This is a genomic window from Streptomyces sp. NPDC030222, assembly GCF_055573115.1.
Genome location: NZ_JBVICA010000027.1, coordinates 62,635 through 88,409 on the forward strand (window position 1 = coordinate 62,635; position 25,775 = coordinate 88,409).

At 73.2% G+C, this 25,775-nt stretch carries 17 protein-coding genes; 6 read left to right on the top strand and 11 right to left on the bottom strand.

Annotation, left to right across the window (positions count from 1 at the left end):
- Positions 1-297: 297 nt before the first annotated feature.
- Both ACZ4Z5_RS29720 and ACZ4Z5_RS29725 read left to right on the top strand, forming a co-directional pair.
- Positions 298-1,206 (top strand): hypothetical protein, encoded by a 909-nt coding sequence (locus tag ACZ4Z5_RS29720; protein WP_468268549.1) that lies wholly within the window; start codon positions 298-300, stop codon positions 1,204-1,206.
- 28 nt (positions 1,207-1,234) lie between these two features.
- Positions 1,235-6,040 (top strand): hypothetical protein, encoded by a 4,806-nt coding sequence (locus ACZ4Z5_RS29725; protein ID WP_468268471.1) that lies wholly within the window; start codon positions 1,235-1,237, stop codon positions 6,038-6,040.
- On the opposite strand, the gene ACZ4Z5_RS29730 is transcribed toward ACZ4Z5_RS29725, so the two are convergent.
- From ACZ4Z5_RS29730 to ACZ4Z5_RS29775, 10 genes are all read right to left on the bottom strand, one after another.
- On the bottom strand, positions 6,003-7,571 hold the full coding sequence (locus ACZ4Z5_RS29730) for a GMC family oxidoreductase (protein WP_468268473.1): 1,569 nt from the start codon (positions 7,569-7,571) through the stop codon (positions 6,003-6,005). The genes ACZ4Z5_RS29725 and ACZ4Z5_RS29730 overlap by 38 nt on opposite strands.
- 17 nt (positions 7,572-7,588) lie before the next feature.
- The gene (locus ACZ4Z5_RS29735) at positions 7,589-9,130 is read right to left on the bottom strand and encodes an APC family permease (protein WP_468268475.1); all 1,542 of its coding nucleotides are present in this window, start codon (positions 9,128-9,130) and stop codon (positions 7,589-7,591) included.
- 120 nt (positions 9,131-9,250) lie between these two features.
- Positions 9,251-10,720: an aldehyde dehydrogenase family protein gene (locus ACZ4Z5_RS29740; protein WP_468268478.1), complete on the bottom strand. Its 1,470-nt coding sequence runs from the start codon at positions 10,718-10,720 to the stop codon at positions 9,251-9,253.
- A gap of 73 nt (positions 10,721-10,793) precedes the next feature.
- Entirely contained in the window at positions 10,794-11,939 is a 1,146-nt protein-coding gene (locus ACZ4Z5_RS29745; protein ID WP_468268481.1) for an aromatic ring-hydroxylating oxygenase subunit alpha, read from the bottom strand.
- Positions 11,936-13,111: an N-methyl-L-tryptophan oxidase gene (gene solA / locus ACZ4Z5_RS29750; protein WP_468268484.1), complete on the bottom strand. Its 1,176-nt coding sequence runs from the start codon at positions 13,109-13,111 to the stop codon at positions 11,936-11,938. Before solA ends, ACZ4Z5_RS29745 begins: the two co-directional genes overlap by 4 nt.
- A 19-nt stretch (positions 13,112-13,130) precedes the next feature.
- Positions 13,131-15,602 (bottom strand): GcvT family protein, encoded by a 2,472-nt coding sequence (locus ACZ4Z5_RS29755; RefSeq protein WP_468268487.1) that lies wholly within the window; start codon positions 15,600-15,602, stop codon positions 13,131-13,133.
- Between the two features lie 134 nt (positions 15,603-15,736).
- Positions 15,737-16,354: an MBL fold metallo-hydrolase gene (locus ACZ4Z5_RS29760; protein ID WP_468268552.1), complete on the bottom strand. Its 618-nt coding sequence runs from the start codon at positions 16,352-16,354 to the stop codon at positions 15,737-15,739.
- Positions 16,355-16,371: 17 nt separating this feature from the next.
- Complete coding sequence (locus tag ACZ4Z5_RS29765; protein ID WP_468268489.1) at positions 16,372-17,457, bottom strand: S-(hydroxymethyl)mycothiol dehydrogenase; 1,086 nt, start codon at positions 17,455-17,457, stop codon at positions 16,372-16,374.
- Between the two features lie 165 nt (positions 17,458-17,622).
- Positions 17,623-18,429, bottom strand: a complete 807-nt coding sequence (locus tag ACZ4Z5_RS29770) for an IclR family transcriptional regulator (protein WP_468268491.1) — start codon at positions 18,427-18,429, stop codon at positions 17,623-17,625.
- A 416-nt stretch (positions 18,430-18,845) separates the two neighbouring features.
- Positions 18,846-19,247 (bottom strand): hypothetical protein, encoded by a 402-nt coding sequence (locus ACZ4Z5_RS29775; RefSeq protein ID WP_468268493.1) that lies wholly within the window; start codon positions 19,245-19,247, stop codon positions 18,846-18,848.
- A 331-nt stretch (positions 19,248-19,578) separates the two neighbouring features.
- Between ACZ4Z5_RS29775 and ACZ4Z5_RS29780 the strand changes: the two genes are divergently transcribed.
- From ACZ4Z5_RS29780 to ACZ4Z5_RS29795, 4 genes are read left to right on the top strand one after another with little or no spacing between them, the layout of a single operon-like run.
- The gene (locus ACZ4Z5_RS29780; protein ID WP_468268496.1) at positions 19,579-22,374 is read left to right on the top strand and encodes a sensor histidine kinase; all 2,796 of its coding nucleotides are present in this window, start codon (positions 19,579-19,581) and stop codon (positions 22,372-22,374) included.
- A complete protein-coding gene (locus ACZ4Z5_RS29785) occupies positions 22,371-22,805 on the top strand; it encodes a roadblock/LC7 domain-containing protein (RefSeq protein WP_468268499.1) in 435 nt (144 codons plus the stop codon). Before ACZ4Z5_RS29780 ends, ACZ4Z5_RS29785 begins: the two co-directional genes overlap by 4 nt.
- A gap of 16 nt (positions 22,806-22,821) precedes the next feature.
- The gene (locus ACZ4Z5_RS29790) at positions 22,822-23,223 is read left to right on the top strand and encodes a DUF742 domain-containing protein (RefSeq protein WP_468268502.1); all 402 of its coding nucleotides are present in this window, start codon (positions 22,822-22,824) and stop codon (positions 23,221-23,223) included.
- On the top strand, positions 23,204-23,809 hold the full coding sequence (locus tag ACZ4Z5_RS29795) for a GTP-binding protein (protein ID WP_468268505.1): 606 nt from the start codon (positions 23,204-23,206) through the stop codon (positions 23,807-23,809). Before ACZ4Z5_RS29790 ends, ACZ4Z5_RS29795 begins: the two co-directional genes overlap by 20 nt.
- 220 nt (positions 23,810-24,029) lie before the next feature.
- Here the strand turns inward: ACZ4Z5_RS29795 and ACZ4Z5_RS29800 are convergent, their stop codons facing one another.
- Positions 24,030-25,700, bottom strand: a complete 1,671-nt coding sequence (locus tag ACZ4Z5_RS29800; protein WP_468268508.1) for an EAL domain-containing protein — start codon at positions 25,698-25,700, stop codon at positions 24,030-24,032.
- Positions 25,701-25,775: the final 75 nt, after the last annotated feature.

Genomic DNA, 25,775 nt, shown 5'->3' on the forward strand with positions numbered 1-25,775 from the left:
GACTCGGCGCCTGCCTCCGTGGGCCGGGACGGCTCGGACGCCCGGGGCGGCTCGCGGACCGAGGCGGCAGCGGAGGCGCTGTCCGACGGCCTTCCGGCGGAGGCCGTTCCGGCTGTGGCCCCCGTAGCCGGGCCCGGCGATGCCGACATCGACCCCACCGCGCCCGGCGTGCCGACCGTGGACCACGACGAGGACGGGTATGCCGAGGACCGGCCGTCCTCGGGTTCCGAGTCCGCCCGCGGAGGGACGACCGCAGCCCGTTCCGCAGGCGCGGCCGGTGCCCCGCGCGCCGGCGGCATGTCGTGGGCCCGCTCCGGCGGAGGGGCCACCGCACACACGGTGGCCGAGACGTACGGAACGGCCCCCGAAGGCCCCGGAGGGAGCCGGATCACGCCCGCCGACGCCGCGGACGCCGCGCGGCTCGTCGCGTTCGGGCTCCAGCCCAAACTGCTCCCCGCCCGCGACGCCGAGTACGCCGAACTCCTGCGCCGCCACCGCGAGGACCCCGCCTTCGCACGGCTCGCGGACGCCGTCGCGGCGGGCCTCGGACTCGTGGTCCTCGAAGTCTCCCCGCGCGCCGGCATGGCGGTCACCGCAGCCGAGGACTCCGTCTTCGCCGTCCGCATGGGCGACTACGCGCGTCGTGCCGCCACGGACTCCGCCGACCGCTTCCTGCACGGCCTCGCGCACCTGGCCGTCGCTGCCATGGCCTTCCCCCGCCCCGAGGACCTCGCCGACGACGGATATATCGGGCGGATCACCGTCAACGGCGTGGACGCGTTCGTGCGGCAGGCGTGCCGTCGCCTGGAGGAGCGCGCCGAGGAGCTCGGCGAGAACACCGACCCCGAGACCGGTGCCCCGGGACTCGAGGCGGCCTGGCGCACCTACGCCCGGCGCAGCGCCACCGGAGCCACCAAGGACGCCCGGCGGCTGGCCGGTTCCACCACCGGCATCATCGCCAAGGCCGTGGTGTTCCTGACCGACTCCGGATTCCTCCAGCGCACCGGCGACGACGCGGGCGGCACGTACCGCACCACCGCCCGTTACCAGCTCCAGGTCCGCGACATGGCCGGCAGCGCCGCCATGGCCGAACTCCTGGCACTGGGCGTCGTCCCGGTCGGCGACGGCACCGCGACGCTGCTGCCGGCGCCCGACGTCGACGACCTGGAGCTGGCCGCAGACGCCGGCCTGCCCTTCCACGCCTGAGCCACGAGAACGACGAGAGTACGCCGCCATGTACGAGCTGTCCCGGGTCCGCCTCTACTCCATCGGGCCTGCCGGCGCGCGCTACGCCGACACCGTGCTCGACCTGCGCGGAGTCGGCGAGCCGGTGCCCCACCCCGCCCCGGCCCAGGCGGAGTTCTTCGAGGAGGAGCCCGTCGGCCCGCCGCGCCGGCCGGCCCCGGCGGGTGTGCTCTTCCTGGAGAACGGCGGCGGCAAGTCCGTCCTGCTGAAGCTCATCTTCTCGGTGATGCTCCCCGGCCACCGCAACACCCTCGGCGGCGCCAGCTCCGGCGTGCTGCGCAAGTTCCTGCTCGCCGACGACTGCGGCCACGTCGCCCTGGAGTGGCAGCACACCCTCACCGGTGAGCTCGTCGTGGTCGGCAAGGTCAGCGAGTGGCGCGGCCGCCAGGTCTCCAACGATCCGCGGAAGTTCGCCGAGGCCTGGTACTCCTTCCGGCCCGGCCCCGGTCTGAGCCTCGACTCGCTGCCGGTCGCCGAGTCGACCGCCGTCCGCGCGCCCGTCGAGGGGGCCTCCGGTGCACAGGGCCGCCGCCGCACCATGAAGGGCTTCCGGGACGCGATCACCGACGCGGGCAAGGCGTACCCGCACCTCGACGTGCACTGGGAGGAGATCCACGACCGCTGGAACGAACACCTCGGAGAGCTCGGCCTCGACCCCGAACTGTTCCGCTACCAGCGCGAGATGAACGCCGACGAGGGAGAGGCGGCCGGCCTCTTCGCGGTGAAGAAGGACTCCGACTTCACCGACCTGCTGCTGCGCGCCGTCACCGACACCCGTGACACGGACGGCCTCGCCGATCTCGTCGGCGGCTTCGGCAACAAACTCGGCCGCCGTGCCGAACTCACAGCCGAACGGGACTTCACCGCCGGATCCGTCGATCTGCTCGGCCGGATCGTCGAGGCCGCGGAGACCCGGTCCCGCACCCGTGACGTCCACGCCGCGGCCGAACACCGCACCCGGACACTGGCCCGCCGGCTCTCCGCCCGTGCCGGCGTCGAACGCGGCCGCGCCGCCGACCTCGCCCAGCAGGTCACCGCCTCCGCCCACGCCGTCACCGAGGCCGAAAAGGCCCGCGGCCGCAGCGCCCTGATCGCCGCCGAACTCGCCTACCGCAACGCCTCGCTGGCGCTCACCGCCGCGGAGAAGGCGGCGAACGCGCAGCGCCGCGAACTGGCCGACGCACGCACCCTGCACGCCGCCTGGCAGGCCGCCGAGGCCGTGCTGCGGCACCGGGCCGCCGCCGACCGCTCGGTGCGCGTCGCCGCCGCGATCCGCGAGGCCGAGCGGGACGCCGCCCCGGCCCTGGCCGCCCGCGCCAGGGCCGCCGCCGACCTCGTCCGGGCCCTGCACTCCGCCGCCGAGGACGGCGAGCGCATCGCCAACGAACACGAGGAGCGCTCGGCGGCGCTCCAGGAGGCCGGCGAGGCCGCGCACCGCGACGCCACCGCCGCCGCCACCGAGGCCCAGCGCGCCCGGAGCGAGACCGGGCACCTGCGCCAGCGCCTCGCCGAGGTCGAGCAGGAGACCGCCGAAGCCGTGCGGGCCGGCTGGCTCGACGACACGGCCCCCGACGCCGACCCGGCGCGGGCCGCGCTCGCCGCGAGCGACGCCGAGAAGACCGCCGTCGCCGCCTTCGAATCGGCGAAGGACGCGGCCCGCTCGACCACGGACCGGGCCAGGGAGGCCGCCGCGGCCGAGTCCCGCGCCGAGCTCGCCGCCGCCCGCGCGGAGGACGCCGCCCGCGCCGCCGGGAACGCGTACGAGGCCGAGCGCCGAGCCGCCGAGTCGATCGCCTCGGCGGAACGCCTCGCCGAACTCCTCAGCCTCCCGTCGCCGCACCCGGCACCAGCAGGTCCGGGGGTGCCGCACCCCCGCCGCGGCGGCGCCGAGGAACCGGCGACGGGCGACGCCGGGCACCCCGTCGTCCCGGGCCAGGGAACCGGGGACGACGGCCACACCGGCACCGCCGCGGAGCACACCGCGACCGGAGCGGCGGGACGGACGTCCAGCGGCGCGAGCGCCGGCGGGGACGCCCCGCGCATCGTGCGGCCGGCCGCCGGGGGACCGCTCACCGCCCCGGAACTCGACCGGTACGCCGACGAGTTGCGGGAGCTGCTCGACCAGGGCATCGCCTCGGCAGAACGCCAGCTCTTCGATCTGCGTACCGCGGCGGCCGACGACGCCCGCATCCTGGGCGCCCTCGGCGACGGAGGGCTGCTGCCGCCTGGCCCGGACGTCCTCGCCACCGTCGAGTTCCTGGGCGAGCACGGCATTCCCGCCCTGCCCGGCTGGCGCTACCTCGCGCAGGCCGTCGACCCGGCCGACCACGCGTCCGTGCTCGCCGCGCGGCCCGAGCTGGTCGACGGCGTCGTCATCACCGACCCCGCCTCGCACGGCCGCGCCCGCGAGGTGCTGGACGGTGCCGCGCTGCTGCCGCGGTCCGCGGTCGCCGTCGGCACCGCCGCCGCGCTGCTCGCACCAGTGCCGCGCGGCGGCGAGGCGCTCGACGGGGACGTGTTCCTGGTGCCGCCGAACCCGGCCATGCACGACGAGCACGCCGCCGACGAGGAGCGGCAGGCGCTGAGGGCGCGGGCCGCGGCCCGCGACGAGGAGATCCGCCGTCTCGCCGCCCGGCTCGCCGGGGACCGCGCGCTCGCCGCCCGGCTCGGAGCGTGGCGCGCCGACTGCCCGGCCGGCATGCTCGACGAACTGGCCCGGGCCGCCGAGGCGGCGAAGGAGGCCGTCCGTACCGCGGACGAGCAGCTAGCGGAGGCCCGTACGCTCCGTGCCGAAGCCGAGGAGACGGCCGCGGAGGCGGCTCGGGTCCGGGACGAGAGGCAGGAGACGGCCCAGCGCGCCCGCCGCGCCGCCGACGCCCTCGCGGGGCTGGCCTTCCGGCTTCGGGAGCGCGCCGGCTGGCAGCTGCGGCTGCGTGAACTCGCCGAGGAGGCCACCGAGTCCGAGGCCCGGGCACAGGCCTGCCTGGAGCGGGCACGCGCCGCCGACGAGGACCGCCGGGCCGCCCAGCGGGCCGCCGACGACGCGCGGCGCACCTCCCGCGCGCTCCGCGCCGAACGCGCCGAGATCGCCGGAGCCCCGGACCCCCTCCCGGACGAGGACGACGCGACACCGCGCGCTGCGCTGCCCGCCCTGCGCGAGGCGTACCGCGCCGCCAGCCAGGTCTACGAGAAGGTCGGCGTCGGCGCCGATCTGCGGGCCGAGCAGGCCCGCGCCGAGAGCGACGAGAGTGCTGCCCTCGCCGAGCTCGACCGGCTGACCAACAAGGTCCGCACCCGGGCCGAACAGCTCCTGCTGAGCCCCGACGGCGCCGACGGGCCGTCCCGGCAGGCCGCTGCCGCCCGCGCCGAGGCCCTCGTCCAGATGCTGGAGTCGCGGGCGTCGACCGCGTCCGAGCAGCTGGGCCGGCTGCGCGGCGAGGCGGAACGCCTCGCGCCCGGGAACGGCGAGGAGCACACCGCGCTCCCCGAGCAGCTGGTGCCCGCGGACGTCGAGCAGGCGCAGACCCTGCTGCGTACGGCCACCGGTGAACTTGCCTCCCGTACTGACGCGTTGGACACCGCGCGTGCCGTGCACACCGAGCTGCTGCGGGCGCACCGCGCGGCGGAGGACGCCGCCGGGGGCTTCGACGAGACGGCCGCGCTGCTGCGCGACCTGCTCAGGGACCACTCCGCGGACGACGAGAACGCCGAGGCACCCGAGCCGTACCCGGGCGCGCCCGAGGAGGCGCGTACGGCCGCGGCCGAGGCCAGGCGTTCGCTGCGCGGGTGCGCCGCCGACCTGTCCGCCGCCGACGGCGCCGTCCGTGAGGCGTGCGACGTGCTGGTCCGCCACGCCAACTCGACGCGCTACGAGCAGGTGCGCACCCCCGCCCGCCAGCAGATCCGCGAACTGCCCGCGGCCGCGCTGCCCGAGCACGCCGCGAAGTGGGCCGAGGCGTTTGCGCCCCGACTGCGGGTGCTCACAGACGAACTGGCCCAGCTGGAGCGCAACCGCGACAGCATCGTCGACCGGCTGCGCGGCCTGGTCGAGTCGTCGCTCGCGACGCTGCGGTCCGCGCAGCGGCTGTCCCGGCTGCCCGAGGGGCTGGGGGAGTGGTCGGGGCAGGAGTTCCTGCGGATCCGGTTCGAGGAACCCGACCAGGCGGTCCTCGCCGAACGTCTCGGCGAGGTGATCGACGAGGCGACCCGCGCCGCCCTGCGGAAGAACTCCGATCTGCGCAGGGACGGGATGTCACTGCTGCTGCGCGGCGTGCAGGCGGCGCTCCAGCCCCGGGGCGTGGCGGTGGAGATCCTGAAGCCGGACGCGGTGCTGCGCGCGGAGCGGGTGCCGGTCGGGCAGATGGGCGACGTGTTCTCCGGTGGCCAGCTGCTGACCGCGGCGATCGCGCTGTACTGCACGATGGCCGCGCTGCGCAGTAACGACCGCGGCCGTGACAAGCACCGTCACGCGGGCACGCTGTTCCTCGACAACCCCATCGGCCGGGCCAACGCCACGTATCTGCTGGAGCTCCAGCGGGCCGTGTCCGACGCCCTCGGGGTGCAGCTGCTGTACACGACGGGTCTGTTCGACACCACGGCGCTCGCCGAGTTCCCGCTGGTCATCCGGCTGCGGAACGACGCGGACCTGCGGGCAGGACTGAAGTACATCAGCGTCGAGGAGCACCTGCGGCCGGGCCTGCCGCAGCAGAACCCGGCCGAGCAGACGGTGCACGGTGAGATCACCGCGACCCGGATGTTCAAGCGGCCCGCGGAGTCCCCGTCGCGTCCTGCCTGATCATGTCGGCGCACTTCTCGCCGATCATCATGGTGGTGATGCAGGGGTTGACGGTGACGAGCTCCGGCATGACGGAGCCGTCGGCGACGCGCAGTCCGTGGACGCCCTTGACGCGCAGCCGTGCGTCGAGCGGCGCGGACCGGTCGTCGTCGGCGCCCATCTTCACCGTGCACGCAGGGTGGTAGACGGTGTTGTGGGTCCGCTGGATGTAGTCGAGGAGTTCGTCGTCGGTCGTGACGTCCGGGCCGGGGGCGAGTTCCGCGCCCGCCCACGCGGCCATGGCGGGGCGGCCCACGATGTCCCGGGCGAGCCGCAGCCCGAACGTCATCACGCGCACGTCGTGTTCGTGGGTGAAGTAGCGCGGGTCGACCCGCGGCTTGTCCCGGTAGTCGCGGGTGCGCAGCCGGACCGTGCCGCGGGACCGGGCCCGGGTGACGTTCGGGGTCAGACAGAACGCGTTCTCGCTGGTCGGGTAGCCGTGCCGGGCGGTGTTCATGTCGAAGGGCACCGAGCCGTAATGGAACATCAGGTCCGGCCGGTCCAGGCCCGGTTCGGTGTCGGCGAAGACCCCGATCTCCCACCATTGGTCCGAGGAGGTCACCATGGGCCGCTTCGCGTCCCACATGATGACGCCCTCGGGATGGTCCTGGAGGTTCTCGCCGACGCCGGGGGAGTCCACGACCACGTCGACGCCGACCTCGCGGAGGTGCTCCGCCGGACCGATCCCGGACAGCATCAGCAGTTTGGGCGTGTCTATGGAACCGCAGCTGACGATCACCTCCCGGCGGGCCGTGATCCGGCGGGTGTGGACGAGGTCGGGGTCCAGGTACTCCACGCCGGTGCAGCGCCGGTTCTCGTCGAGGAGCAGCTTCTTGGCCCGGATGCCGGTGCGCACGGTCAGGTTGGGCCGCTTGCCCATGACCGGATGGAGGTAGGCGACGGACGAGGACTGACGGATGTTGTTCTCGTCGGAGTTGATCTGGAACCAGTTGGCACCGCGCACCACGGTGCTGCCCGTGTTGAACGGGGTGGTGGGGATGCCTGCCTGGGCGCAGGCCTCCAGCAGGGCGGCGCCGCAGGGGTCCTCGCCCTTGATGGTGCGGAGCCTGACCGGACCGCTGCGGCCGTGGTGTTCGCCGGGTGCGTCGTTGTTCTCCAGCCGTCGGTAGAGCGGGAACGTGTCGGCGGCGCCCCAGCCCGTACAGCCGGCCGCCTCCCAGGCGTCGAGGTCCTCGGCCGGCGCCCAGAAGGCGATGCAGGAGTTGTGCGAGGAGCAGCCGCCGAGCACCTTCGCACGGGCGTGCCGGAGGAAGCTGTTGCCGCTGGCCTGGGGTTCCACCGGGTAGTCCCAGTCGTAGCCGGACTCCAGCAGCCCCATCCAGCGTTCCAGCCGCAGGACGTTGTCGTCGCCGACGTCGGAGGGGCCTGCCTCCAGGATGCAGACGGTGACGGAGGGGTCCTCGCTGAGGCGGGCGGCGACGACGTTGCCGGCGGTGCCGCCGCCGACGACGACGTAGTCGAACTCGTTCATGACTCTCCTTCTCCCGTTCAGGCAGCGGTCCGGTGGTCGGCCGCGTGGTCGGCGAGGACTCCCGTGCGGTGCCGCTGGACGAACCAGTAGTAGGCGAAGCCGCCCAATGTCACGAGCCCCACGAACAGCACCCCGCCCCAGCGCAGGTACCAGTGGTAGGGGGCCGTGGCGTTGTAGACCTCGGCACGCGGCCAGAGGAGGTTCAGCGTCATCCCCGCGCCCCACAGCACGGCGAGGACGTTGACGGGAAGGCCGAAGCGGCCGAGCGAGAAGCGTCCCTGGGCGGGCTGCCAGGTGCCGCGCAGCCGCTGAACCAGCATGGGGAGGGTGACCAGCAGGTACGCCAGATAGATCATGATGATCGCGATGCTGGTGACGACCGAGAAGATCTGCGGCTGTTTGATGTTGACCAGCAGGATCGCGATGGCCACCACTCCGCACACCACGGCGGGGGCGACGGGGGTCTTGAACCGCGGGCTGACCTTGGCGAGGCGCGCGCCGCCGGGCAGGTTGTTGTCGCGGGCCATGGCGAACATCAGCCGGATGCCCGCGGTGTGCACGGCGAGTTCGCACACCACGACGGCGATCACGACGCACCACAGCAGGGCCTGGCCCATCGTGGCGCCGAGGGTGCTGAGCACGACGTACTGCAGTCCGCTGACGGACAGTTCGGGTGCCGACAGGTCCGGGGTGGCGAGCAGCGCGAACAGCAGGATGAGTCCGCCGATGACGAAGGACGCGACCAGCGCCCGCAGGATGGCGCGGGGAGCGTTGCGGCTGGGGTCGAGGGACTCCTCACCGAGGGACGACGCCGTGTCGAAGCCGTACATGACGTATGCGGAGGCGAGCGAGGCGGTGAGGAACGCGCCGAAGTAGCCGAGCGACTGGCCGTCCCCGAGGCCCTGGGTGTCCAGGACCGCGCTGGGTCCGCGGGTGATGTGCGCGGCGAGCAGCACCACCAGGATGACGGCGGCGATCAGCTCGATGAACACGCCCGCGGTGTTGATACGGGCCATCAGCTTCACGCCGAAGGCGTTGACCAGCGTGGTGAACAGGATCAGACCGCAGGCCAGGACCACGGCGTTGGTCGCCGCGTCGTATGTGCCCGTGCCGTCGCCGACGATCTGGAACCACGCCGAGATCTGCGGCAGCGTCAGCTGCAGGGCGAGCGCCACGGCCGAGAGCGACACCATGGTGGCGATCGTCATCATCCAGCCGGCCAGCCAGCCGATGTGCGGGCCGCCGAGCCGCTTCGCCCAGTTGTAGACGGAGCCGGCCACGGGGTAGCGGGCGGCGAGCTCGCAGAAGCACAGCGCCACCATCAGCTGCCCGGCGAACACCAGGGGCCAGGACCACCAGTAGGCGGGCCCGCCGAAACCGACGCCGAAGTAGAACATCTGGAAGGTGCCGGTGAGGATCGAGATGTAGCTGATCCCGGCGGCGAAGGTGTGGAAGTTGCCCAGGGTGCGTTTCAGGCCGGGTCTGTAGCCGAGTTCGGTGAGTGCCTGGTCGTCCGAGTCACCGGTGGGCGGTGGGGGGACCGGAAGTGTCGTGGTCATGACTAATCACTCCTTGTGGGGGGAGGCAGCGGCGTCGCACCGCGCGCGACGGATGCGGGGACGGGAACCGGCCACCGCAGGGGCCCGGGGCCGGCCGGAGGCAGGCTCCCGGGGGTTCGGTCAGTCGAACCAGTGCTGGGGGCGCGGATCCGTGTTGCGCCAGATGTGCTTGATCTCCTGGTACTCGGCGAGCCCGGCCAGGCCCAGCTCGCGCCCCGTACCGGACTGCTTCATCCCGCCCCACTCCGCCTGCGGCACGTACGGGTGGTAGTCGTTGATCCAGACCGTGCCGGCCCGCAGCGCCGCGGCGACCCGCGCCGCCCGCGCCTCGTCACGGGTCCACACCGCCCCCGCCAGCCCGTACTCCGTGCCGTTGGCCAGTGCCAGCGCCTCCTCCTCGTCCCGGAACCGCTCGACCGTCAGCACCGGCCCGAACGACTCCTCGCGGACCACCGACATCGACGCCCGGCACTCGTCGAGCACCGTCGGCAGGTAGAAGTGCCCGCCCGCGAGCGCGGGATCGTCCGGCCGGGCACCGCCGCAGCGCAGCACCGCGCCCTCCGCCACCCCGGCCGCCACATACGCGTCGACCTTCGACAGATGTGCGGCCGAGATCAACGGCCCGGTCTGCGCCCGCTCGTCGAAAGGACCGCCCAGCCGGATGCCCCGCGCCCGGCGCACCACCTCGTCCACGAACCGGTCGTGCAGCGAGTCCTCCACCAGCAGCCGCGCCCCCGCCGAGCACACCTGCCCCGAGTGCAGGAACACCGCAGTCAGCGCATAGTCCACGGCCGTGTCGAAATCCGCGTCCGCGAACACGATGTTGGGGTTCTTCCCGCCCAGTTCCAGCGCGGTGCGCTTCACCGTGGCGGCGGCCGCGGCCATCACCCTCCGGCCGGTCGCCAGCCCGCCGGTGAAGGACACCAGGTCCACCCGATCGTCCTCCACCAGCGGAGCACCCACCGCGGCACCCGTACCGAGGACCAGATTGGCCGCGCCGTCGGGCACGCCCGCCTCGCGCAGCAGCCGCATCAGCATCACGGCCGTGTGCGGTGTCAGCTCGCTCGGCTTGAGGACGAAGGTGTTGCCCGCGCCCAGCGCGGGGGCGACCTTCCACGCCGTCTGCAGCAGCGGATAGTTCCACGGCGTGATGAGCGCGCACACGCCCACGGGCTCGGTCACGGTACGGCTGTCCGCGCCGGGCACGGCCGTCTCGACGGTCCGGCCCGGAGCCTGCGCGGACACCAGGTGCCCGAACCAGCGGAAGCACTCCGCGATGTCCTGCATGTCGTACTCCGACTCGGACAGCCGCTTGCCGGTGTCCAGCGACTCGGCACGGGCGAGCTCCGCCTTGTCGCGCCGGATCATGTCCGCGACCCGCAGCAGCACCCGCGCCCGCTCGGCGGACGGGGTGCGCGGCCACGGGCCGCTGTCGAAGGCCTCCCGGGCCGCCGCCACCGCGGCGGCCGCGTCCTTGGGGCCTCCCTCGTCGACCACGGCGACCAGGCTCCCGTCGGCGGGGCAGCGGATCTCCCTGCTGCCCCCGTCGACGGCGACGGTCCACTCACCGCCGATGTAAAGCTCGGGCATCTGACTCCTACCTCCCGGTCGTGCTTGCGGGCGCGCCTCCCCGGCCGGAGCCGGGTCATGCGGAATGTGACGATCAGCACGTCGTCCGGGGTGGCGGCACGGGCCGGCCCAGCCGCTCGTTCACCCAGTCGTGGAAGGCCCGGATGTGGTGCTCGCTCGGCACCAGCACCCCACCGCCGCGGTAGGCCCGGGAGTCCATCGCGGGCTGGGTCCGCTCACAGGCGTCGAAGTCCTGCACGTTCACCCGGTGGAACAGCTCCACCGACTTGGACAGGTCCGCACCCGACGCGACCACTTCGGAGGCGAACAGCCAGTCGCACTCCACCACCGTGCGGTCCGCCGCCACCGGGAACATCCGGTGCACGATCACGTGGTCCGGCACCAGATTCACGAACACCTGCGGCTTCACGGTGATCGCGTAGTAGCGGCGGTCCTGGTCGTCGCCGATCCCCTCGAGCCGGCCGAAGCCCGCGCTGCCGTCGACCGTGAAGCCCTCCGCGCCCCGGGCGAACTCCGCCCCGTGGCCGACGTAGTACTGCGCGGCGTACCCTCCGGCGAACTCCGGCAGCACACCGGTGAGTTCGGGGTGGATGGTCGCGCAGTGGTAGCACTCCATGAAGTTCTCCACCACGAGCTTCCAGTTCGCGCCCACGTCGTAACGGATGCGGCGCCCCAGGGCCAGGTCCTCGGCCCGGTAGCGCTGCACCGCCGCCGGATCGCCGAGCCGCTCGGCCGCCGCACCGACCACCGTGTCCTCGAACGACGGCGGCTCGTCCGCCAGGCACACCCACGCATAGCCCAGCCACTCGCGCAGTGCGACCCGCACCAGACCGCGTTCCTCGCGGTCGACGTCCGGCATCCTCACCAGGTTGGGCGCGGCGATCAGCTTCCCGTCCAGGTCGTACGTCCACGCGTGGTACGGGCAGCGGAGGCTCCGGCGCACCTCACCCGCCTCCTCCGAGCACACCCGCGCGCCACGGTGCCGGCACACGTTGAGGAACGCCCGCAGCGCGCCCCCGTGGTTGCGCACGACCAGGACGCTCTCCCGCCCGACCCGCACGGTGCGGAAGGAACCGGGCCGGTCCAGCTCCGCTGCGCGCACCGCGCAGAACCACAGCGACTCGAAGATCCGCTCCTGCTCCAGTTCGAACACCGCGGGGTCGGTGTAGCAGTGACCCGGCAGCGTCGCGATCAGACTGGGGGTGAGTTCCGTCGTCATGGGGACGCCTCCTGACCACCCGTGGCGGAGAACCGCTTGGGGTCGAACAGCTCGATGGGGTGGGAGGTGCTGCCGGTGAGCGCGAGATCCGCGGCGATCTCCCCGACCACCGGGACGAACTTGAAGCCGTGCCCCGAGAAGCCGCAGGCCACGGTCACCGTCTCGGGATGGACCGGATGCCGCGTGATCACGAAGTGCTCGTCCGGGGTGTTGGAGTACATGCAGGTGGCGGCGTGCCGGAAGGCGCCGGGCAGGGCCGGGATGTGCCGCCGCACATGGGCGGCCATCTCCTCGATCTCCTCCGGGTGCACCGTCCGGTCGATCGTCTCGGGGCTGCACTCGGCGCCCCTGCGGAAGAAGGCGACCTTGGCGCCGCCGTCCGGGCCGTCGATGGCGGGGAAGCCGTAGACCTGCACCCCGTCGGTGTCCTCCCAGATGTAGACGGGATGCCGCTCGGGAGTGAAGGGGCCGGTTCCGCCGACGGGCCGGAACCAGTACATGACCTGCCGCTCGATCCTGAACGGCACCCCGATGCCGGTGAGCAGCCGCGGTGCCCACGCCCCCGGGCAGATCACCAGCTGACCGGCCGTGTAACTGTTCTCCGCCGTGTGGACGCGCACGCCCCGGCCTCCCGGCACTTCCTCCCAGCGGGTCACCGCTTCTTCGAAGTGCAGCTCCGCCCCGGCCCGGGACGCGCACTGCAGATGTGCGGCGACCGTGTTCTCCGGCCGGACCAGACCCGCACGCGCCTCGTACAGCGCGACCTCGTCGTCCCGGGGAGTCAGGGTCGGGAACCGCCGGCGGATCTCCCGCGAGTCGAGCATCTCGTGGGGCAGGTCCCAGGTCCGGGCCGACAGCAGCGAGCCGGCCACGGTACGGGCGTCCGGGCGGCCCACCATGACCCCGCCGCACAGCACCGCGACCTCCCGGCCGGTGTCGCGCTCCAGCCGCTCGTAGAGCTCGTAACTGCGCAACAGCAGCGGCACGTACGCCGGATCCTCGAAGTACGCCTGCCGGGTGATCCGGGAACCGCCGTGGCTGGAACCGCGGCTGTGCACCGGGCCGAAGCGCTCCAGCCCGAGCACCCGGGCCCCGCGGGCCGCGAGATGGCTCGCCGCCGCCGAACCCATACCGCCCAGCCCGAGAACGATCACGTCGAAGGTGGGTGACACCGGGGCCTCCTGGCGGCTGCTAGCAGCGGATCCGGCTCATCTGCGGGTCGAACAGCGGCTCCTCGGCGACCGTCGCCGGGACCTTCTCACCGAAGTACTCGACGTGCACGGGCGTTCCCGGCCCCAGGGGCGGCAACCACGCGTAGGCGACGCAGCGCCCGACGGCGTACCCGTACGCGGCGCTGGTCACGTAGCCGGCGGGGGCACCGTCGACGAACACCGGCTCCTTGCCGAGGACGACGGAAGCCGGGTCGTCCAGCACGAGACACGTCAGCCGGCGCGACACCCCCTCCGCGGATCGTCCCGCGAGCGCCGCCCGGCCGACGAAGTCGCCCTTGTCCATCCGGACGGCGAAGCCGAGCCCCGCCTCGAAGGGATCGTGCTCGGCGGTCATGTCACGCCCCCACGCCCGGTAGCCCTTCTCCAGCCGCAGGCTCTCGAAGGCGCTGCGGCCCGCCGCGACCACCCCGAGCGCCCGGCCCGCCTCCCACAGGGTGTCCCACAGCCGCAGCCCCAGATCCGCGGTGGTGTACAGCTCCCAGCCCAGCTCCCCGACGTAGCTCAGCCGCAGCGCGGTCACCGGGACGTACCCGAGGTGGGTGCGCCGGGCCCTGAAGTAGCCGAAGCCCTCATGGGAGAAGTCGTCCCGGGTCAGCGGCTGCACCAGGTCCCGGGCGAGCGGGCCCCACACACCGATGCCGCACGTGCCGGAGGTGATGTCCCGGACCTGCACGCCCGGCGGCGCGTGCCGCCGGAGCCGCTCGTGGTCCGCGGCGCTGTTGGCCCCGATCCGGAAACGATCGGGGCCGAGCCGGGCCACGGTCAGATCGCTCAGCACCCCGCCCGCCTCGTCGAGGAGGAGCGTGTACGTCACCGCGCCGGGCTTCTTGGCCAGCTGGTTGGTGGTCATCCGCTGGAGGAACTCCAGCGCCCCGGGACCGGTGACCTCCAGACGCCGGAGCGGGGTCATGTCGTACAGGGCGACCCGTTCCCGGGTCGCCCGTGCCTCGGCCGCCGCGATCGGCGACCAGTAGCGGGCCGACCAGGCGTCCCGGCCGGGCACCGCCGTACCGGCGGCGAGCGGGGCGTTCGCCTCGTACCAGTGCGGCCGCTCCCAGCCGCCCCCCTCCAGGAAGAACGCGCCCAGTTCCCGCTGCCGGCAGTGGAACGGGGAGACCCGCAGCGGACGCGGCTGCTCCGGGGGCTGGAGCGGATGCACGATGTCGTACACCTCGACGAACTGCCGGGCGCCGCGTTCGGCGATGTACGCGGGGGAGAGTTGGGCGCCCTCGAAGCGGTGCGGGTCGCACTCGTGGAGGTCGAGGGACGGCCGGCCGTCGGTCAGCCATTCGGCCAGGGCCCGGGCGGCGCCCGCCGAATGGGTCACCCACACCGCCTCGGCCAGCCAGAAGCCGTGCAGCTCACGGGACTCGCCGAGCAGCGGCATGCCGTCGGGCGTGAAGGAGAAGACGCCGTTGAACGCCTCCTCGATCCGGGCGGAGCGCAGCGCGGGCAGCAGCCGGCGGCAGTCCTCCCAGCTCGGGTCGAAGTCGTCCGGGGTGAACGGCAGGACCGACGGCATCATCCGGGTCTCGTCGTACGCGGGCACGGTGAACGGGTCGACGGGGAGCGGCCGGTGGGCATACGAGCCGATGCCCATCCGGTCGGCGTGCTCACGGACGTAGAGATCGGCGTCCTGCAGGCGCAGGATCGGGCGGCTCGCCTCGGGACGCGGGCCGTGGGCGCCGCCGGGCCCCGGCAGCGGCGTGGTCCGCACGTACTGGTGGGCGAGCGGCTGGAGCGGCACGGTGACCCCGGCCATGCGGCCGATCACCGGCCCCCAGAAGCCGGCCGCGGAGACCACTACGTCGGCGGGGAAGGTGCCGAGGTCGGTGACCACGGCGGTGACCCGGCCCCCGTCCTGCGCGATCGCGGTCACCGTGTGGCGGTCCAGGAACCGGGCGCCGCGGGCCGTGGCGTCGCGGATCTGCGCCCGGCAGGCGGGCAGCGCGCGGGCCAGGCCGTCGTCGGGGGTGTGGAAGCCGCCCAGGACGAGGTGTTCGTCGAGCAGCGGCCAGAGCTCCTTGCAGCGGTCGGGGGGGAGCAGTTCGCCCCGGACGCCCCAGGAGGCGGCGAGACCGGCCTTGCGGTGCAGATCGGCCCAGCGCTCCGGGGTGGTGGCCACCTCGAGGCCGCCGACCTGCAGGAAGCAGGGGAGCCCGTCGACCTCCAGTCCGAGGAACTTCTCGACGGTGCGGGCGGCGAAGGCGGTCATGGTCCGCGACGGGTTCGTCCGGAACACCAGCCCGGGTGCGTGCGAGGTGGAACCGCCGGGGACGTCGAGCGGCCCCTGCTCCAGGACGGTGACGTCGGACCAGCCACGAGCGGTGAGTTCGTCGGCGAGCGAGCAGCCGACGATCCCGGCGCCGATGATCACCACGCGTGCGGTGGTGCGCGGGACGTGCGCAGTGCTTTCAGGCGTGCTGGACATACCCCTCCTCATTGCGGTGCGGAATGCGGGGGCCGTGCCATGTGGGGGGTGGTGCCGAGTGGGGTGTTTGCCGAGCGGGGCGGGTGCCGTGCGGGCGGGTGCGCGGCCGGCGCCCTGGGAGGCGCCGGCCGCACTCAGGCCGCGGGGACGTGCCGGCGTTCGGCGTCGATCGTGGTGTCCTCGCCGTGGCCCGTGTGCACGACCGTGCCGCCGGGCAGGGCGAGGAGCCGCTCGCGGATGGAACGGACGATGGTGTCCGCGTCGGAGTACGAACGGCCGGTCGCGCCCGGGCCGCCGTGGAAGAGGGTGTCGCCGGTGAAGACCCGGCCGAGGGCGGGCGCGTACAGGCAGACCGCGCCCCAGGTGTGTCCGGGAGTGTGCAGCACGTGGAGCGAGGTCCCGGCGACGGTGAGGACCTGGCCGTCGGAGAGTTCCCCGTCGGGTTTGCGTGCCGGGTGGGTGGCCTCCCACAACTCCCGGTCGTCGGGGTGGAGCAGCACCGGGGCACCCGCCGCCGCCGCGAGCGCGGGCGCGGCGCCGATGTGGTCGTCGTGGGCGTGCGTGCACACGACCGCGGTGACGAGCCGTTCCCCGGCGGCCGCGCGGATGGCCTCGGCGTCATGCGCCGCGTCGACGACCAGCACCTCTCGGTCGTCGCCGATCAGCCAGACGTTGTTGTCGACGTCGAACGTCTGCCCGTCCAGGCTGAACGTGCCCGACGTGACCACCCGTTCGACCCGGACGGACCCCACCGCCTCGGGTGCGTCGCTCACAGGACGACCACCGAGCGGAGCACCTCACCGCGGTGCATCTTGGTGAAGGCCTGCTCCACCTGGTCGAGCGCGACGGTCTCCGAGACGAAGCCGTCGAGGTCGAGCCTGCCCGCGAGATACAGGTCGATGAGGGTGGGGAAGTCCCGGCTCGGCAAGGAGTCCCCGTACCAGGACGACTTGAGGGCCCCGCCGCGTGAGAACACGTCGAGCAGCGGCAGGTCGATCCGCATCTCCGGCTCGGGCACGCCCACTTGGACCAACACACCCGCGTGGTCGCGCATGTAGAACCCCTGCCGGTACGTCTCCGGGCGGCCGACCGCCTCGATGACCACGTCGGCACCGAAGCCCCCGGTCAGTTCGCGCACCGCCTCGACGGGGTCGGTCCCGCGGGAGTTGACGGTGTGCGTCGCCCCGAAGCGGGTCGCGCCGTCGAGTTTGGCGTCGTCGATGTCGACGGCGATGATGCGCCGGGCGCCGGCCAGGGCGGCGCCGGCGATGGCGGCGTTGCCGACGCCGCCGCAGCCGATGACGGCCACGGTGTCGCCCCGGCCCACCGAACCGGTGTTGACGGCGGCGCCGAATCCGGCCATCACACCGCAGCCGATCAGGCCGGCGGCCTCGGGGCGTGCGGCGGGGTCGACCTTCACCGCCTGGCCGGCGGCCACCAGGGTCTTCTCGGCGAACGCACCGATGCCGAGCGCGGGGGAGAGCGGCGTGCCGTCCAGCAGTGTCATGGGCTGGGCCGCGTTGCGGCTGTCGAAGCAGTACCAGGGCCGTCCCCTGCGACAGGAACGGCAGGTCCCGCAGGGTGCCCGCCAGGCGATGACCACATAGTCACCGGGCGCCAGGTCGGTCACGCCCTCCCCGACCGCCTCGACGGTCCCGGCCGCCTCATGGCCCAGCAGGAACGGGAAGTCGTCGCTGATCGCGCCTTCCCGGTAGTGCAGATCGGTGTGGCAGACGCCGCACGCCTGTACCGCGACAAGAGCCTCCCCGGGTCCCGGGTCGGGCACGAGAACCGTCTGGACCTCGACCGGCGCGCCCTTCTTCAACGCGACGACGGCGCGGACCTCATGCGACACAGCCTCACCCCTTCTGTTGCGTATTGCACTATTCGTTGCGCGATGTGAGACATCCTCGGGACGGCTTCCGAGAGCGTCAAGGGTGGCGCGTCAATTGGCGCTAAATGACCATCAATCCGGCTGGTCGCAGCTCCTTGCGTCCACATGCCGCCTCCCGGCTGCCCGTCACAGCGCATATCCCATACGCCGGGAGAACTCCCGGGCCGCCTCGACGACACGCTCCGCGACCTCGGGCAGCCGCTCCGCGGCCAGCCGGTACGCCGGCCCGGACACCCCGATCGCGCCGATCACCGATCCGTCGTGGCCGCGTACCTCGGCCCCCACCGCGTTGAGCCCGTTCTCCAGCTCCTCGGTGGTGCACGCATAGCCCTGCTCGGCGACCGCGGCGAGTTCCGTGCGCAGCGTCTGGGCGTCCGTGATGGTGTGTGCGGTGAACCGGGGGAGCGTCCTGGACAGCACTGCCTCGCGCCGCTCCTCCGGCATATGGGCCAGCAGGGCCTTGCCGCCGGCCGTCGCGTGCAGTGGGGTGCGCCGGCCCAGCCAGTTGTGCGCCGTGACGGCCGCCGCTCCGCGCGCCTGCATGATGTTCACCGCCGCATCTCCGTCCGGTACCGCGACATTGGCGGTCTCACCGGTGTCGTCCGCGAGCGCCCGGCAGACCGGGAGGCCCTCCTGGGATATGTCCAGGCGTATCGTGGCCGCGCCGGCCAGCCGCAGCACCCCAGCGCCCAGGCGGTACTTCCCCCGTTCCCCCTCCTGGACGGCCAGGCCGCGGTTCTCCAGTACGCCGAGCAGCCGGAACGCCGTCGACCTGTGCACCCCGAGCGCGCCGGCGATCTCCGTGACACCGGCTTCCCCGTACCGCGCCAGGAACTCCAGCACGCTGATGGCGCGGTCCACCGACTGGACGGCGCTCGCCGCGCCGCGCCGGCTCTCCGTGGTCTCCTCGGCCGTGCCCGTCGTGTCGTCCAAGGGTGCGCTCCCCCACCGTCCGTGACTCGTCCCGAACCGCCGTTCCGGGGGACCCCTGAGGCTCGGGGACACCCCGGTGAGGATTCTGTCGCGCATTGCGTTGCATCACGATGCGTCGTAGGCGAAACAGCGCCTGTGTCCGGCTCGAACGCGCCAGACGGCCGGCGCACGGCATACGGCACCCCGGCGCGGTCCGGCCCCGCCCTACAGGGTCCCGAGCCGCCGAGTCGCCCGACAGGAGCGGGACACAGCGCGGTTCCGGGATGTGCGCCAGCGCGATGTCCGACAGCGCAACGCCCGGCGGCGCGACGCACGACAGTGCGCCCCCGAGCCCCGGTGCGGGAAGTCTCCCTGGGCGCCGGGCCCTTCACGCCCCGGCTGAAGCCCGCCCTCGCCGCCGTGCCCCGCCCTCGCCGTCATGCCCGCGAGAGCCGTCCCACCCCGCGGCGTCGTATTCGCGCGGCTTCCCGTTCCTGGGCCCGCGCCGCACGCCGGGCTCTCCGCCGCTCACGCCGCAACTGCCGCGCCGTACTGCTCGGTACCGACACCACGCCGTGGCGCTGGTTCCACACCTGTCGGGTCACCCAGACGTCCAGTACCGCCCAGGTCGCCACCACGGTCCCGGCCACGCTCCCCAGCACGATCGGGAAGCCCAGCCAGGATCCCGACACGGTGAACAGGAAGGCGATCACGGCCAGAACCAGCGTCACCGCCACGATCAGCACCGCCCGGACGGCCGACGTCCGTACCGGATCCGGCATCCTCGGCCGCACCGCGGGCTCTTCGATCCACAACGATCGGTGTCCCTCAGCACTCATGAAGGTTCACTCCCCACCTCGGGGTGTGCCGACGCGCCCCGCGCACCACCCCACTCCGTACACAGAGACGAATGAACGGCCGGAATGATTCCCGCGGAAGGCAGAATTCCAGCCATCCGCCCAGGTGTGGCGAAAGCGTCATGATGGGGTGTCCTCGGCCACACCCAGGGACACCATCTCCGGGAAAAGCAGGTCAAGTCGTGATCGCCCCGAACGCGGGCGGCTGAATTCAGCCCGGACGTCTCTTCGAGTTGTCACCTTGTCAGTAGTAGGCTCGCGCCGTTTGTTGACGGAAGACCACCCCGTCGGACCGGGGCAGCTGGGGGAGGCCATGCGCTTTCGCGGGAAGTCCATCCGCAGGAAGATCGTGGCGCTGCTGCTCGTACCGCTGGTCTCCCTCACCGGTATGTGGGGCTTCGCCACGGTCCTCACCGGGCGCGAGGCCGCCCAGTTGCTCGACGTCGCCCACATCGTCGACAAGATCGGCTACCCCATCGAGGACACCGTCCAGGTCATCCAGCAGGAGCGGCGGCAGACCCTCGTCCACATCGCCGACCCCGGCGCCTCCGACGCTCTGACGAGCCTGCGCCAGAAGCGCGCCGCGACCGACCAGGCCGTCGCCAGGATCAGGGCCAATGCCAAGGACCCCGACGTCAGCGGCGAGATGACCCCCGCGATGGCGGGCCGCCTCACCTCGATCCTCCAGGCCCTCGACGACATCCGGCGGATCCGCGCAGGAGTCGACGGCACCACGCTCAACCGCAGCGAGGCGCTCGACCGCTTCAACCACCTGGTCGATCCCTGCTACAGCTTCATGGCGGCCCTCCACGCCCTGGAGAACGTGGAGATGGACAAGCAGGGCCGCGCCCTCGTCGGCATCGCCCGCGCCCGCGAACTGCTCTCCCGTGAGGACGCGCTCGTCGCCTCGGCCCTCGTCGACGGCAGCATCGACGACGCCGAACTCCACCAGGTCACCACCCTCGCCGCCAACCGCCGGCTGCTGTACGACGTCAACCTGGAGATACTCCCCGCCTCGGAACGCCTCATATTCGAGCAGTACCTGGGCGGCCCGGAGATGTCCCAGCTGGAGAACACCGAGGAGGCCCTCGTCGACGAGGGCCCGGTCAAGCGCTCCGCGATCGGGGCCACCCGCTGGGCGGCGGTGGCGACTCCCGTCGTCGACGGCCTCGCCCAGGAGGACGCCGACGCCGGCCGCCGCTACCAGGACCGTGTCGAACCCGTCGCAGTCAACGTCTTCCTCAAGGCCGCCCTCGCCGGTGTGCTCGGCTTCCTCGCGCTCCTCGCCTCGATCCTGGTCTCCGCACGCATCGGCCGGGAACTGGTCCGGGACCTGTCCCGGCTGCGCAAGGACGCCCACGAGGCGTCCGGCGTCCGCCTCCCCAGCGTGATGCGCCGGCTCGCCGCGGGTGAACAGGTGGACGTCGAGACCGAGGCACCGCGCCTCGAATACGAGAAGGACGAGATCGGCCAGGTCGGCCAGGCCCTCAACACCCTCCAGCGCGCCGCGGTCGAGGCAGCCGTCAAGCAGTCCGAGATGCGCCGCGGCATCTCCGAGGTCTTCGTCAACCTCGCACGCCGCAACCAGGTCCTGCTGCACCGGCAGCTCACGCTCCTCGACACCATGGAGCGCCGTACCGAGGACACCGGGGAACTCGCCGACCTGTTCCGCCTCGACCACCTCACCACCCGTATGCGCCGGCACGCCGAGGGCCTGGTGATCCTCTCCGGCGCGGCTCCCTCCCGGCAGTGGCGCAAGCCGATCCAGCTCATGGACGTGGTCCGGGCCGCCGTCGCCGAGGTCGAGGACTACGAGCGCATCGAGGTGCGCAGGCTCCCGCGGATCGGGGTGAGCGGCCCTGCCGTCGCCGACCTGACCCATCTCATCGCGGAACTCCTCGAGAACGCCACGGTGTTCTCGCCCCCGCACACCGCCGTCCAGGTCCTCGGCGAACGCGTGGCCAACGGCTTCACCCTCGAGATCCACGACCGGGGGCTCGGCATGGCCCCAGACGCCCTCCTCGACGCCAACCTCCGGCTCGCGGAGACACCCGAGTTCGAACTCTCCGACACCGACCGGCTCGGTCTCTTCGTCGTCAGCAGGCTCGCCCAGCGGCAGAACGTCCGGGTCGCGCTCCAGACCTCGCCGTACGGAGGCACCACCGCCGTCGTCTTCATCCCGGCGTCACTGCTCACCGACGCCCCGGAGACCCACGGCACCGGCTTCCGTCTCGACCGCAAGGAGAGCGCAGAACCCGCCGACCGCCGCGTGACGGAGGGCCGCCGGAGCACCGACGGCACTCCCCGCGGCTCGAACGGCCGGCGCGGATCGCTCTCCCCGCTCCCGGTCGGAGCCCCCGCGCCCGCCGTCCTCGACGGCCCCGTCGAGCTGGAAGGCCCCGTCGGCCCGTTCGACTTCGAGGAGCCGGACCGGCTCGGCGTCCTCACCCCGCTCGACGACGGCGGACGCAGCGGACTCCTCGGCGGCGCCAGGCCCGACCCGGCACCGCGCCGTGAACGGCCGAAGCAGATCGACGACGAACCCGTGGAACGCACCGGCACCGTGCTCCCCATGGGCGGCGGCCCGGTTCCACTGCCGACCCGGCGCCGGCAGCCGACCCTGGTGTCCGACCGCGGCCGCCGGGTCGACACGGATGAACCCGCGGCGGGACCGGCGACGCGCACGGCACGGACGGAACGTCGCAGTCAGGGGGACACCGTTCCCCGGGCGGGGGACGGGCCGTCGCCGGGCGACCGTACGCCCCCGTCCGGGGGCCGGACGTCCTCGCAGGCAGCACCGACAGCGGAGGGGACCCCGGCACCCGTGCTCGCCCCCGGAGGCGCACCGCAGGGCGCAGGCCCCGCCGGGGGCCTGCCCCGCCGGGTGCGCCAGGCGAGCCTGGCACCGCAGTTGAAGGACGGATCGGCCGCCCACCGCACCCCGGTCGAGCACCCGGCGCCGCCCGAGACCGAGCGCGACGCCGACGAAGTACGCGACCGTATGGCCTCACTCCAGCGCGGCTGGCAGCGCGGCCGGCGGCAGAACGCCGAGGACGGCGCAGCCGCCGAGACAACACACCGAACCACACCGGAGGGGGACGGTCGATGACCGCACCGCAGTCCGCAGTACACGACGCCACGGGACGCAGCGGCGGAGAGCTCGACTGGCTCCTCGACGAGCTCGTCGACCGGGTCGGCAGTATCCGCAAGGCGCTGGTGCTCTCCAGCGACGGTCTGCCCACGGGCAGGTCGAGGGACCTCACCCGCGAGGACGGCGAGCACCTGGCTGCCGTCGCCTCGGGATTCCACAGCCTCGCCAAGGGCGTCGGCCGCCACTTCGAGGCCGGCCGGGTGCGCCAGACCATGGTCGAGCTGGACGACGCCTTCCTCTTCGTCACCGCCGCGGGTGACGGCAGCTGCCTCGCCGTTCTTTCCGACGCCGACTCCGACGTCGGTCAGGTCGCCTACGAGATGACGCTGATGGTCAAGCGCGTCGGTGCCCACCTGAAGACCGCCCCGCGGAGCGGTCTGCCCGCATGACGGCCGGGGGGAGGGCATGAGCGACGTGGCCCGAGCGCAGAGACCGCACCACTGGTTCGACGACGAGGCCGGACCGGTGGTACGCCCGTACGCGATGACGCGGGGGCGCACCAGCGCGACCGTACGGCACCCGCTCGACCTGATCGCCCTGGTCGTCCCCGAGCCCGCCGCCGACGACCCGGGCAGCGACCACTCGCTCTCCCCGGAACACCTGGAGATCGTCGAGCGGTGCCTGGAAACCCCCCAGTCGATCGCCGAGCTCGCCGCAGGTCTGGACCTCCCCGTCGGGGTGGTCCGGGTACTGGTCGGTGATCTCGTCGCGGACGGACTGGTGCATGTGACCCGACCCGTACCGCCGGCCGAGCTGCCGGACGAAAGCATCCTTCGCGAGGTGATCAATGGCCTTCGGGCGCTCTAGCCGCGGCACGCGGCCCGTCGAGCCGGTGACTCTGAAGATCCTGGTGGCGGGCGGCTTCGGCGTGGGCAAGACCACGCTGGTGGGCGCCGTCAGCGAGATCAGACCGCTGCGCACCGAGGAGACCCTGAGCGAGGCGGGCCGTCCGGTGGACGACACCTCCGGCGTGGAGGCGAAGACCACGACGACCGTCGCCATGGACTTCGGCCGGATCACCCTCCGGGAGGATCTGGTGCTCTACCTCTTCGGGACACCCGGTCAGGACCGGTTCTGGTTCCTCTGGGACGAGCTGGCCCAGGGGGCGCTCGGAGCCGTGGTGCTCGCCGACACCCGGCGTCTCGAGGACTGCTTCGCGGCGGTCGACTACTTCGAGCGCCGCGAGCTGCCGTTCGTCCTCGCGGTGAACTGCTTCGAGGACGCGGACCGCTATCCGGAGGAGACGGTGCGCAACGCGCTGGACCTCGACCCCGACGTCCCTCTGGTGATGTGCGACGCCAGGGAGCGGGAGTCGGTCAAGGAGACCCTGATCACCGTGGTCGAGCACGCCGCCGCCGCGGCCCGTCGCCGCCGCAGTCCGGTTCCGACCTGACCGTCCGGACACGGCCCGTACCCCCGCCGACCGGGGTACGGGCCGTGCGCCCGGAGCCCCGTCCACCCGGGAGCCGGGCGGGCGACGCCGGCGACGCACGTACTGCCGGAACTCTTCCCCTGGCCTGACGAACCGTCAAGCATCCTGCGCGTCCGCGATCCTGTGCCGCGGGGCCGGCCGCCGTCCCTTCCCCCCGACCTGTCCCCCGTCCCGTGGCTCCTCAGCCGGCGCCGGGGCGGATCCGGCCCGGGGCGGGGGCGAGGGCGCCGCGACGGATCTCATGGTTGCCGCCCGCGCGGGCGAGCACCCAGCTCGGTCCCGGCAGCCCCTTCGCCGTCTTCTTCAGCGGCGCCAGACAGGCCGCCGCCTGCATGTGCCCCGCCACGCTGCCCGGTGTGCACACCACGGTCGCGAGGGACAGCGACACCGGCACTCCGCCCGCCGACCACGGTACGTCCAGTACCGCCGCGGCGACCGCCTCCAGCTGCTCCGGGTCCGCGAGGACCAGGAAGTCGTCGCCCCCGATGTGCCCCACCCGGAGCGCTCCCGGCGCCCCGGCGGCCGTCTCGCAGGCGGCCGCCAGCTGCGCCAGCGCCCGGCCCACCCCGCGGATCAGCTCGTCCCCGGCGGCGAAGCCCGCGCCGTCGTTGATCTGCTTGAAGCCGTCGACGTCCAGCCAGCTCAGCGCGAACGGCCGCCCGGCCGCGATCCGGCGGTCCACCTCGCCGTTCACCGAGTCCGTCCCCGGAAGCCGGGTGAGCGGATTGAGCCGCGCCGCCTCCTCCACCCGGCTCTCGGCCAGCGCCCGCACCAGATCGGCGAGCCGTACGACCCCCACCCCGCGGCCCTGCCCGTCGACGACCGCCACGTCGTCGGCGGTCCGGCTACGCTCACCGTCCGCCAAGACGTCCAGGACCTCCCATGCGGTCGCGTGGAGCCCGACGGTGCGCGGGGGATCGGCGAGCCGTGCGGCGGGCCGGTCGGCGTAGAGGGCGTGCCCGTACCGTCCGGACAGCGACATCAGGAAGCGGTCCCGGTCCACCGCGCGGACCGGCACGCCCCGGTCGTCCACCAGCAGCACGCCGGACGCATCCGGTTTCCCGGTCAGCAACGCCCGCACCCGCCCGGACGACGCGGACACCGGCAGCACCGCGGCGGGCCGCAGGAACTCCCTGACCAGCGGCCCCGACGCGGCCGGCGGCCCGTACTCGCCGGCCGCGGGCTGCGGTGGTACGAAGACGTCCGCGGCGGGTATCCGCGACGGCGCCGCGAACAGATGTCCCTGCGCGAGATGGGCGCCTGCCTCGCGGGCCACGGCGTGCTGCCGCTCGGTCTCCACACCCTCGACCGCGAGCAGCGCACCCGTGCCGGCGCACAGCTCCCGCATCGCAGAGATCACCGGCGGATGGGCCAGCAGGGAGGCGTCGAGCTTGACGAGGTCGGGGGCGAGCTCGGCGAGCAGCCGCAGCGGCAGATCCCCGTCGCCGACCCCGTCCATGCTGATCCGGAAGCCGTCCGCCCGCAGCGTGGCGACCGCCTCGCGCAGCGCCGCGTGCGGCACGTGTGCGAAGGGCGGGCCGAGGTCCACCGTGATCTCCCACGGCAGCCGGTCGGCCTCGTGCACGGCGGCCCGCAGCGCACCCAGACCGCCGAGGTCGGCGGCCGTCGCCGCGAACACGTTCACGTGCAGCGGCAGCAGGGTCTCCTTGCGGGCGGCCGACAGCAGGGCGAGTGCGGCCAGTTCGACGTCGAGCTCCGGTTCGCGGCGCGCCCTTGCCAGGACGTCCCCGTTTTCGGGCCGCGCCAGTATCTCCAGGGCGCTCACCGAACCGGTCGCCAGATTGACGACGGGCTGGAACGCGAATCGGAGAGAGGCCGTCCAGGAGCGCACGGCAGCATGATGGCGCGGCGGGCCGTCCCGGCGGGCGGGTTCACACGCTGTTCATGCATCCGTGCGCTGAGTGCC

Bases quoted from the DNA above. Each gene is read 5' to 3' on its own strand.
- ACZ4Z5_RS29720 (WP_468268549.1), top strand. From the start codon at position 298: ATGTCGTGGGCCCGCTCCGGCGGAGGGGCCACCGCACACACGGTGGCC.
- ACZ4Z5_RS29725 (WP_468268471.1), top strand. From the start codon at position 1,235: ATGTACGAGCTGTCCCGGGTCCGCCTCTACTCCATCGGGCCTGCCGGC.
- ACZ4Z5_RS29730 (WP_468268473.1), bottom strand. From the start codon at position 7,571: ATGAACGAGTTCGACTACGTCGTCGTCGGCGGCGGCACCGCCGGCAAC.
- ACZ4Z5_RS29735 (WP_468268475.1), bottom strand. From the start codon at position 9,130: ATGACCACGACACTTCCGGTCCCCCCACCGCCCACCGGTGACTCGGAC.
- ACZ4Z5_RS29740 (WP_468268478.1), bottom strand. From the start codon at position 10,720: ATGCCCGAGCTTTACATCGGCGGTGAGTGGACCGTCGCCGTCGACGGG.
- ACZ4Z5_RS29745 (WP_468268481.1), bottom strand. From the start codon at position 11,939: ATGACGACGGAACTCACCCCCAGTCTGATCGCGACGCTGCCGGGTCAC.
- ACZ4Z5_RS29755 (WP_468268487.1), bottom strand. From the start codon at position 15,602: ATGTCCAGCACGCCTGAAAGCACTGCGCACGTCCCGCGCACCACCGCA.
- ACZ4Z5_RS29775 (WP_468268493.1), bottom strand. From the start codon at position 19,247: ATGAGTGCTGAGGGACACCGATCGTTGTGGATCGAAGAGCCCGCGGTG.
- ACZ4Z5_RS29780 (WP_468268496.1), top strand. From the start codon at position 19,579: ATGCGCTTTCGCGGGAAGTCCATCCGCAGGAAGATCGTGGCGCTGCTG.
- ACZ4Z5_RS29785 (WP_468268499.1), top strand. From the start codon at position 22,371: ATGACCGCACCGCAGTCCGCAGTACACGACGCCACGGGACGCAGCGGC.
- ACZ4Z5_RS29790 (WP_468268502.1), top strand. From the start codon at position 22,822: ATGAGCGACGTGGCCCGAGCGCAGAGACCGCACCACTGGTTCGACGAC.
- ACZ4Z5_RS29795 (WP_468268505.1), top strand. From the start codon at position 23,204: ATGGCCTTCGGGCGCTCTAGCCGCGGCACGCGGCCCGTCGAGCCGGTG.